We start from the raw sequence: 9,717 nt of genomic DNA, 5'->3' as shown, positions 1-9,717 counted from the left end.
TAGCAGGCCCATACTATTTTCCTTTTCTTTACGTCCATGCGCTGAAATAATGCCTTTTTTCAGAATCTTAAGGGCATGGATGCTCGATGGAATTATGGACTATTTGGTATTGGTCTGCAAATCATCTTCGACCGGCGTTTTCACGCTCGCGGACATTTTTGTGGGCTCTCATGGTTTTGGCCGGATTTTCAATCCGCTCTGACCTTAGCGGAGTATCGAGCTCCGTCAGGGCCTTGGGGCTCAAGGATCTTGCTTATCGAGGTCTGCTTCGCTTCTTTCACAGTGATGCCGTCAAGCTTGACAAGCTCGTCAACTGCTGGATTGTTCTGGTCATGCGTCTTTTCACGGCTGTGACCGTCAATGATTACCTCATTCTTCAGCTTGATGGCCTGAAAGTACCGAAGGAAGGTCGAAGGATGCCTTCGGTCAAGTGTCTTCATCAAGAGTCGGACAACAACTCCAAGGCCGAGTTCATCATGGGCCATTCTTTTCAATGCCTGGCGATCTTGGTCAGGGGGTTTGCGGGCGCGATGGCGGCGGTACCGCTCATTTCCGAGATCCATGAAGGATTGGTCTGGAGCAACCGTGACCGGCGAACATTGATGGACAAAGCCGCAGCCCTCGTCGCCAAAGCACGCGAGACCATGAAGAAGTCGCTCGTGATCGTCGCCGACGCCTACTATTGCAACTCAAAATTCATCAACCAAATGCTGAAGCACGGCTGCCAAATCATTTCACGCGTAAGAAACAACGCTGTCGCCTACTATCCGGCCGAGCAAGCAACGAAGAAGAAGCCCGGGCGCCCGAAGAAATATGGAAAGAAAATACGACTCGTGTCCTTTTTCGAGAAGCCGGAATTGTTTACGACCATCAAAAGTCCTGTTTATGGTGAGACGGACGTCGAAATGCGCTATTACGTCATCAATCTCTTGTGGCCACCACTCAAACGGCTCATGCTCTTTGTTTTGGTTGAACACCCGACGCGCGGCCGTTCCATTTTTGCATCCACCGATCTGACGCTCGACCCGACCATCGTGATCCAGACGTACGGCTATCGCTACAAAATCGAGCTGTCTTTCAAGCACAGCCTTCGCATCGTCGGCACCTATGCCTATCATTTTTGGATGAAGGCCATGGACCCGATCAGGCGCAATTCAGGAGATCAATATCTGCACCGGAAGGGCCAAGATTACCGCGCTGCCATACGTCGAAAAATGCGGGCCTATGCCATTTACGTGCAGATGGGCTGCATCGCTCAAGGGCTTCTACTTCATTTATGTATGAACCATGCGGGTCTCGTATGGCGAAAATTCGGCAGCTGGCTTCGCACGATGAAGGTCAATGCCGCTCCATCCGAACTGGTTGCCGCATCAGCACTCAGGACAACGCTTCCAGAATATATTGGAGGCAGCCGAGACACCCACGCCTTCAAGAAATTTCTTTTGGATAACATGGATTCGCGCCGGGGCGAGATTCTACGCCTCGCCGGTTAGCTGGAAATGGGCACTGTCCAGTTCCATATTGGATGACATAGAAATCGAAATTGCCCAGGACGTTGACCAGAACAATGTCGATGAGCGACGCGGTGAAAATTGTCAGGGATCCGTAGAAGATAAATACGGAACCCCAAATTTTCATACGTAGCCCCTGCACTGAAATATAGAAGCAGTAGAGGATCGCAAAGAGGCAGAGGATGTGCGCGATATAAAGATAATGGGTGAAGATTTCAACTGATAGGAAAATTTTAAGATTGAGGAGCAGCGACGCGACCAGAAGAAAGATTCCAATGCGGCGCGAGAAGATGCTTTGCAGATACATGTAGGCAAAGACGATATAGGACTGAAAGAGGAGATAGAGGCTCCAGTATTCCAACCGGAATCCTGCCGCAAAGCCCAGGGGAAAAAGCTCTTCGAATAGCCGGCCGCTGGTCATGGAGAAACGCAGCGCATTGGTCAGCCCGGTCAGGCCAATGGCCAGGCTTAGGGGTTTGCGATTGACGAGATAGCTGAAGACGAAAAATAGGCCAAGGCCGAGCAGCATAAAAATAACAATGGAGTCGACGATCAGGCGTTTGAATCGATCATTCATCACATCGCGGAAAAGACCGATTTTCATCGCATACCAGGTTCCGCCGCGAGCATGATGAAAGTTCGCAATATGAACGATGATTTCCAATGTTTCGACAGCCGGGAAATTGACGATGAGCTGATCCCGGCTGGGCGTGGTCGAGGCCTTGTCGGTACCCACGATTCCGGATTCAAAGATCTTTTCGCCGTTCAGAAGCACGCGCATCGCTGTGGATTGGAACGGGATGAAGAGCCCCAGGGTTTGATGCTGCAAGTCCGGAGATAGCTTGATTCGCAGCCGATAAGAAGCATAACCCTGGGCCACATCCCAGGTTTTTGGCCACTTCATAAATGCGGCTGGCTCCGGCTTCTGCCCGGGTTCCAGGAACGTATGAGGCGCGAATTCCCATTCTCCCGGCAATTCCAGGACGGGGTTGAGCCGGGGATCCCAATGCGAAAGATCTAGCTGTCCCTGCTGGATCGGCAAGGAATCGCGCTTGAGGCATGACCCACAAAACGGCAGCAGGACCAGGATCAGTAAGACCCTGAGCAGCGCTCGCCTCTGCATGCAGTTTGTCAGCCTGTCGATCAATGGAAACCTCCGAATCATGTCATCGGTGCGGACTTGAGCGCAATCCATAGGCATGAATTGCTCCGTCTTGTGACTGGCCCGTCAGCCGAGGACGAATAAAGCTGAAGCTTGATTATTCCGCTTGATTTCGCCCCGTTAAAGCTTGTAAGTAACTAGTTACATACATGCCATTGTAACGGCATGGAGGAGTAAGACATGAAGACCGCTTCTTTTTTGCTTTCCTGTGCCTTGCTAACGGCCTGTGGAGAACGTTATTCACCTTGGGAATCCGATCCACCGTCCCATTTAAAAAACCTGACGGCCGAACAGCTCTCGGCTTTGAATGAGATGCCGGAACAGTCCTTCCCATTTACTGTCGCGGTCATGGGCGATCCCCAGGGGACACCCAAGGATCTGCAACGCGTCGTGGATTCCATCAATCGTCGTACCGATGTGAAGTTCATTCTCGTCCTGGGCGATCTCACCGATTATGGCCTGCTGCATGAATACGTCTGGGCCGGCGAGGCTCTGAAGCGCTCACGCGTTCCCTTCCTCACAGTGGTCGGCAACCACGATGCTATTGCGCATGGCAAGCAGATTTACAATCAAATGTTTGGTGCCTTCGATTACACCTTCGATTACGCCGGCGTTAAATTCGTGATGTGGAATAACAATCAATTCGAATTCGGCGAAACTGATTTTTCCTGGCTTGAGCGGGTGACGGACAGTCGCTCCGTTGTGAATTCGCATGTGCCACCCGTGGTGGATGTTCACACGCAACCGCAAATCGATCGATGGCTGGACGTCAATCGTCGCGCGGACATCATCGCGTCCTTGCATGGGCATCGCGGTACGCAAATTGATAACGGTTGGCAGGAAAATGGCATCCCCTATTATATCGTGCCGAAGCTGTCTGGACGACGTTACTCGCTGGTGACCTTCCATGAAGACCGGTCGGTGAGCTTTCAGTATTGTCGGGATGATTGTGGAGAGCTGCAATGAAAATTTTATCTTTATCTGTCATGCTTTTCGCACTGCTCTTCCAGACGTCGACTCTGGCTGCCCAGGAAATCACCGTTCTGAAGCGTGGGGAGAGGGATAACCCCTGGGTGCCCAACTCGGCCATCACTCAGCATGCCGCTTATGCAGGATACCTGGCGGCTGGATTTGGCTATGAGTGGCGCGACACCTGGGCCGTTGATCTTTTGTATGGCTATACGCCCGAAGAATTTGCTGGCGAAGCGGTCCATTCGTGGACGCTAAAATCCCTGGCGTACATCGGCGCGGTTGGATCACGGGATGTTGTGCGCGTGCGGCCTTACGTGGGCCTTTCCATCAACTACAGCCCCGATAGCGAGCTGTTTCTGCAGGTTCCCAGCCAGTATCCGGCTGGCTACTATCCGGCGTCTGCGGTACGGCCGGCTTTGATCGGCGGGCTTGAAGTTCGCGTTCAGAGTCAACTGGCCATTGGCTTTGAGTTTGCTGTGCTTGATAGCGAGCTTGCTTATGCCACTGATTCAAAAAATTTCGACCCTGAATATATGGGCAGTTCTGGCCTTTCCGTCCGTTGGCTGCTTTGAATCCTGCGCTCTGAGTCTTGCCCGATTGATCCCAAATCATTACTATAAGCAAAGGAACGACCGTCAAAATGGGCGCGTTGATTCCTTGCGACCTTAAAGCGGGGGCGATTTCCTGCTGCTGGGCCGTTTGCTGGGACCGGGCACCGGAGACGGTGGCGTATGGGACAGCAAAATTCCCTGAGGACCCAGCTTGTGGCAAAGATTGTCGACGGCCCTGAAGCCATCGACGCCCTGACCATGACAGGAGATATAGTGACCTTCACTGTCACGTCCGCAAAGTTCCACAAAGACCCCCTGAGGCTCCTGAGTAAACGAAAGGCGCAGATCCAGCCGCCGCTTCCAGAGTTCAGCGCAGGTTTCGAGCTTTTGCCGTGCATACCCGTGCAGGCGCGGCGAAGGCGGCATTCGACGAAACAGAGTGTCGATCAGCATGGATTTCAATGCTCCTATGTGATTCTTTCATCGCGTCTCGTAACAAATTTCCCCACTATAGAATCGAAGTTTTCGCGCATGCGCAAGACTGGAGTTAAAAATCCCTGACGGAGCCTTGCATGCCTGAAAAATCTAAAAAGAAAACGATCGTTGTCAAACCCCGTCGACCCTACCAGCACGTGCTGCGAAGTCTCAGTAAAGTCGTCAAAATCAATCGCGAGATCGAAACTCCGGTTTGGTTATCGGGCAATGCCGAGCACGGGTGCTGGGGGCCTTGGCCGCTGCGGGTTACCATTTGGAATATCTTCAAAGGCCATGGTGGTGAGCACTTTTACAATGACTTTCGCCTGCTGAGCTTTCAGAGCGACCTTGTACTTCTGCAGGAAGCTTTAATGTCCCGCCGGTCGCTGATGGAACTTTCTCCCGAAGGTTTTTTAAGCGTCCACGGGGCTTCTTATGAGAGAGCCGATCAGCTGCGTGATGGTGTCATGACCCTGGCGCGGATGATGACCGATGAAGCTCCCGTTCGCATTCTATGCAAATATCCTGAGCCGGTTTTGAAGACGCCGAAAGCGGCTTTGGTGACGAGCTACTCGCTGGGTGATTGCGAAGAGAGGCTTATGGTTGTGAATATCCATGCGACCCTCATCCGCACCATCAAGCGTGCGGTCGAGGAGTTGGACCATCTGATGGGACAGTTACCGAAACACAAAGGGCCGATTATATTTGCCGGTGACTTTAATACATTCAGCCCCCGGTATTTCAAAGCGGTGGCAGGCAAGCTCGAGGAGCTGGGTCTGCACTATGTGGCTATACCTGGGGATCCGAGGCGACCGGTGGATCACCTGGACCAGTTGTTTGTCCGGGACCTTAAGGTCAAGGAAGTATGGGTGGAAACCCGGATTAAATCCTCGGATCACTTTCCTATTCGGGCCGTCCTGGAATATGTGCCGACAACTCCTTTAACCAAGCCTAAGTGACATAATCACGCGGGGGAGTATTCCGCCGCGGATCATTCCTGCTGCAAAAACCCTCACAACTGTTCAGCTGGCAATAGAATCTGCTGAAAAGACTGGAGCAAGGGCAAGTCCTGCTTGCGTTTTCGCAGGGAGCGACGCAATTTAACGGCATATTGTTCGATTTTTTAAAGGTCTTGAAACCGGGATTCCAGAAAGATGCCTCTCTTGCCGTTGCCACAATTGCTGGAAGAAAAAATCAAGAGCTACCTGCTCACGACAGGTCAGACTTTGGAACAATTGGCTGAACAGATTGATGTTCGGTTTCCAACCTTGATCCGGCTGACCAAAGGTGGCGAGGACGCGAGCTGCTCCTTTTACGAAGCCTTTCAAATACTCACACATATCGTCCCAGATGACGCCAGTTCCATTCTGGAGCAAAACTTTCCAGAACTGATGGATGAATATGCTCGCAACTTGAAAACGTTTTCGGACAAGCATATTACGCCGCCGAAAAAGGACGAGATCAAGAAACACTCCAATATCATTCATAAAGTATTTCAGTCCGTACATCATTACCGGTTGTATGGTTGGATTTTGGCTGGAATTTCACGTGAGAATATCCTAAAAAAGTTTGGTGTCGATGGCATTTCCTTGCTTGAGGAATTTGTAGCGGCCCAGGTGGTGATGGTTTTAGGGGATGGATCGATCATTCCAATTGTTGAAGATGCCGTTGTGCTGAGCAACTACGACCTCGTGCGGCAGGCAGAACTCAACATTGAGCTATTGGAATTCAGTTCCGCAGAGGCATGGGTGTGGACACGCATAACGAATCTTAGCCCGCATGCCGTCACAGAAGTTCGTGCTATTATGCAGGATGCGCGTCGCCGCATCTGGGAAATTATGGCTGATGAATCCAATAGTGGAGCATTGCCCGTGCATTTAACGATGATCACGGATTTTATACGCTAAAGTCCAGTTGAAGACAGGGGATACAGAATGAAACGTTTCTCAGGAATTGCTGCTATGTTCGTTCTGGCGGCTGGTGTAGCCCAAGGCGGAGGCCTCGGAGGCCTCGGTGGTGGTCTTGGTAAGACCGCAACTTACGACTCCGTCCACGAAAAGGTCCTGGTGCGGGGAAGCCTCAATGATACCGACAGGCGTTTTGAAATCATCCGTCGTGGCATGACAGCCGACGCTGGAGCGAATTCCTACGTCATGGAAGCTGGTGACTTCGCGCGTTTGCAGAAGGTCGCGGATTCCGGTAAGGTGATTAACGTTATCGATGAACATAAACAAACGCTTTCGTGCCGAGCCGAGTCGGGTGACCAACCGCAGCAGGTGAAACTTATCGAACGCCGTCCTGCGATGCGTAGTAGTTCAGCGAAGAGAAGTGAATGAGCCACTACAAAGAAACGACTGCGGATGACGTCTTTGAGCAGTACCAGAAATTGGGTACAGTTCATCTGATCGATGTTCGCGAAGTCGATGAATTCAACGAACTGAGGGCTCCCATGAGCCGCAATCTCCCGTTGAGTCAGCTCGATGACCCCAAGGTGATTGAGAGTCTTGGGATCAAGAAAGACGAGACCATCTATCTGATTTGCCGTTCTGGCAAACGTTCGGCCCGCGCCTGCGAAATTTTCGCTGGTGAAGGGTATCAAAGGCTGTTTAATGTCAGCGGCGGCATGCTCGCATGGCAAGCTGGACTGTTACCAACCCAGTAAAAAAAATTGCGGATAGCATGGCTATCCGCAATAACGAGGGAGAGGGTTTCGCCGATGGAGAGGGGTACTTTCCATCTGCAGCGAACAGGAACCGATGAGTTCGCGCTGAGGGGCAGCCGAACTCAACATCCACAGGAGTATCTCGCCTTCGTCATCTCACATCTGATGGTACACTCATTCGTATTCTTCTCCCGACATGTGTGGTAAGGTTCGTCGCAATTTTCCCACTGCAAAGTCGATTCCACTCTAAAAACTGAATCATATTCGGAACTCGCCTGTTGGCAATTCTTACGTTCGGGCTATTTCGTCAAGGCCTTGGGCAGGCGAATTATATGTCGAGCGAGAGTCCGAGCTGCCAGGCTTTGAAAGAAGGCCTGGTGGTGGCCTGAAAGGTCGCGGTTTGATCATCCTCGTGAGCTATGCTCAATGCATAGCTGCGATTCGTGGAGCGTCGGGCTTCGGCAAAGATGCCCAGATATCCCCACTGAAAATGCGCACCGAGGCCGGCTTCGCCACCGGTCTGCTTCACATCCACCTTGAAGGTCTGCGGGTTGGAAGCGTCACCCACACGTGTGGGGGCGGCGATGGTGGCCTGCGATTGACTGGCAAAGATGTGGGAATAGAACCCATAGATCCGCACCGGGCCCAACCTTGGGCCGATTTGCAGCGTTCCTGAGAATTCCTGAGGGGCGATGGCGACAGCCTGGTCGTTCACTTTAAGTTTGGCTTCGTCCAGGTGATAGGTGGCACCCAGCGATAGAAAGCTGAAAGGGTGCAGGAGGACGCGCAGTTCAAAGTTATTTTGATTGTCGATCAGATCAGCGAATTGACCTTCATTCAGCGGCTGCTGATTTTCATCCTGTTGGATCATCACAGTATCCTGCTGGAAAACCCGATGACCCGCTGCGCCGCTGATGGAAAACCAGGGCCTTGGGCGTGGAGCTTTGGTTGCCTGGCGAGGGGCGGTATTCTCGTTCACCCAGGACACGTCCGCGACGCTCCCGTCCCACATGCGTAAGTCCTCGGTCCGACTCGCCGTCGTCACGCGCTTTTTTTTGGTTTTAGGAGCCGCCACAGCGGAACCTGACAAGGACACGACCAGCAGCAAGAACAAGCATCGCATAACATACTCCAGCACAGCGCAGCATAGGGTCCTGGAGCGTCCTCTTCCAAGTCCTGGGCCATAGGCAAGTGCTTGAATCCGTTAAGGATGGACTGTCGGGAAACCCACACAGCTGTCAAGGAACTGGGGGATAAGGCAGGTTGCTTGCCTGTTACTTTTTTTTCACAGCCGATGGTCATCGGGCACGGCATGGGCGTGTTCAAATGGAAATCCAGCGGTGGTCCAAAACCTCAAGAGCGTCCTCAAACCCAGGACTGGGGCGCACCGTTCTATCTGGAACAGGCCTTGCTGAATCAAAAGGGAAAGTCGGAACTACCCAAGGAGTTGTGTTGTGCGTTATTTGCTAATGACCAGCCTGGCCTGTCTTATTCTGGAATCAAGTCCTGCGCTTGCTCATGGGGCTCATAGCATCGGTTATACAGCCGGCCGCGATATGGCTGCGCGCCTGTGGAATGCGAAGTATGATAAGGATTGCTATCGGTCTGATAACTACTTCACCGAACTATCCCGCATGGAACGCGGTCTTTCCGGTTCCCATTATCATCGCGGCTATAAGGAAGGCATGGCCAAGGTTGAAACTGAAGTGGCCCAAACCTGCCACAGCACGCAGAGCAATCATCAAGGGGAACCACAAGGCGAGTGCCCGCAAACCGGATTTCAGCATGGATCCAATTTAGGCATGCAGGTGTGTAACGATACAATCATGAATCGGCGCATGGCCAACACCTGCTTCCAGCAGTCCTTGGCGACCTGTTATGATGGATTGAAACAGCATGTTCGTAACTACTGTCCGAACAAAGCCTATAGCTCGTCTTATCGTTCGGCGGAAGTTCAATGTCAGCAAGCCTTTGCCCGCCGCTGATCGGAGCCGCCTAATCGAAATCGAAGAGCTGCCCTGCAGATCCGTTCACTGCGGGGATCCCCTATTTTTTATTTCGATTCCTGCAGCGCACACTTTATCCGCTCCTCACCCCGTCAGCCATTGAAGAGTTTTCAATCTTCCTGGATCGCATAACGTCGCACACTGACCTTTGTCATCAAAGGAGAAGATGCATGCGAATATTATTTCCTGTGTGGATGGGCGTGGCGTCCAGCCTGGCCCAGGCTGGTCCGGTCGAAGTCGTGAAACGAGGCTGGGGCCTGGAGGAATTCGGAGCCCGCGCGTTGCTTGCGACCGATGAATATTTCATCACCCGGGCCGGTGACGCGCAAGATGAGGATTTCAAGGATCTCTATTATCTGAACCTCGAAGACTCGCGTTA

Annotated in this window: 12 protein-coding genes; 9 read left to right on the top strand and 3 right to left on the bottom strand. The window is 52.2% G+C overall.

What is annotated here, in order from left to right; all coding sequences use genetic code 11:
• The first annotated feature begins 86 nt into the window (after positions 1-86).
• Positions 87-1,493, top strand: a complete 1,407-nt coding sequence (locus VE954_RS07750; RefSeq protein WP_324951356.1) for a transposase — start codon at positions 87-89, stop codon at positions 1,491-1,493.
• On the opposite strand, the gene VE954_RS07745 is transcribed toward VE954_RS07750, so the two are convergent.
• Positions 1,429-2,712 (bottom strand): 7TM diverse intracellular signaling domain-containing protein, encoded by a 1,284-nt coding sequence (locus VE954_RS07745; protein ID WP_324951354.1) that lies wholly within the window; start codon positions 2,710-2,712, stop codon positions 1,429-1,431. The two genes, VE954_RS07750 and VE954_RS07745, sit on opposite strands and share 65 nt — an antisense overlap.
• Positions 2,713-2,853: 141 nt before the next feature.
• On the opposite strand from VE954_RS07745, the gene VE954_RS07740 reads away from it, so the two are divergent.
• Together VE954_RS07740 and VE954_RS07735 are read left to right on the top strand one after the other, a co-directional pair.
• A complete protein-coding gene (locus VE954_RS07740; RefSeq protein WP_324951352.1) occupies positions 2,854-3,639 on the top strand; it encodes a metallophosphoesterase family protein in 786 nt (261 codons plus the stop codon).
• Positions 3,636-4,217: a hypothetical protein gene (locus VE954_RS07735; protein WP_324951350.1), complete on the top strand. Its 582-nt coding sequence runs from the start codon at positions 3,636-3,638 to the stop codon at positions 4,215-4,217. The genes VE954_RS07740 and VE954_RS07735 overlap by 4 nt, the downstream gene beginning before the upstream one ends.
• A 93-nt stretch (positions 4,218-4,310) precedes the next feature.
• Here the strand turns inward: VE954_RS07735 and VE954_RS07730 are convergent, their stop codons facing one another.
• A complete protein-coding gene (locus tag VE954_RS07730; protein ID WP_324951348.1) occupies positions 4,311-4,649 on the bottom strand; it encodes a hypothetical protein in 339 nt (112 codons plus the stop codon).
• Positions 4,650-4,768: 119 nt separating this feature from the next.
• On the opposite strand from VE954_RS07730, the gene VE954_RS07725 reads away from it, so the two are divergent.
• The 4 genes from VE954_RS07725 (at position 4,769) to VE954_RS07710 (ending at position 7,332) form a co-directional block, all read left to right on the top strand.
• Positions 4,769-5,629 (top strand): endonuclease/exonuclease/phosphatase family protein, encoded by an 861-nt coding sequence (locus VE954_RS07725; RefSeq protein WP_324951347.1) that lies wholly within the window; start codon positions 4,769-4,771, stop codon positions 5,627-5,629.
• A 219-nt stretch (positions 5,630-5,848) separates the two neighbouring features.
• Positions 5,849-6,577, top strand: a complete 729-nt coding sequence (locus tag VE954_RS07720) for a hypothetical protein (RefSeq protein WP_324951345.1) — start codon at positions 5,849-5,851, stop codon at positions 6,575-6,577.
• A gap of 27 nt (positions 6,578-6,604) precedes the next feature.
• A complete protein-coding gene (locus VE954_RS07715; protein ID WP_324951343.1) occupies positions 6,605-7,006 on the top strand; it encodes a hypothetical protein in 402 nt (133 codons plus the stop codon).
• The gene (locus VE954_RS07710) at positions 7,003-7,332 is read left to right on the top strand and encodes a rhodanese-like domain-containing protein (RefSeq protein ID WP_324951341.1); all 330 of its coding nucleotides are present in this window, start codon (positions 7,003-7,005) and stop codon (positions 7,330-7,332) included. The genes VE954_RS07715 and VE954_RS07710 overlap by 4 nt, the downstream gene beginning before the upstream one ends.
• A 328-nt stretch (positions 7,333-7,660) precedes the next feature.
• Here the strand turns inward: VE954_RS07710 and VE954_RS07705 are convergent, their stop codons facing one another.
• On the bottom strand, positions 7,661-8,455 hold the full coding sequence (locus tag VE954_RS07705; protein WP_324951338.1) for a hypothetical protein: 795 nt from the start codon (positions 8,453-8,455) through the stop codon (positions 7,661-7,663).
• 331 nt (positions 8,456-8,786) lie between these two features.
• Between VE954_RS07705 and VE954_RS07700 the strand changes: the two genes are divergently transcribed.
• Together VE954_RS07700 and VE954_RS07695 are read left to right on the top strand one after the other, a co-directional pair.
• Positions 8,787-9,317, top strand: a complete 531-nt coding sequence (locus tag VE954_RS07700) for a hypothetical protein (protein ID WP_324951336.1) — start codon at positions 8,787-8,789, stop codon at positions 9,315-9,317.
• A 191-nt stretch (positions 9,318-9,508) separates the two neighbouring features.
• A partial coding sequence (locus VE954_RS07695; protein ID WP_324951334.1) for a hypothetical protein occupies positions 9,509-9,717 on the top strand: 209 nt, incomplete at its 3' end.

Origin of the sequence: Oligoflexus sp. (assembly GCF_035638955.1) — a bacterium.
Classification (GTDB): domain Bacteria; phylum Bdellovibrionota_B; class Oligoflexia; order Oligoflexales; family Oligoflexaceae; genus Oligoflexus.
Note: the sequence above shows the minus strand (reverse complement) of the source record. Positions and strands in the feature narration are given on the sequence as shown.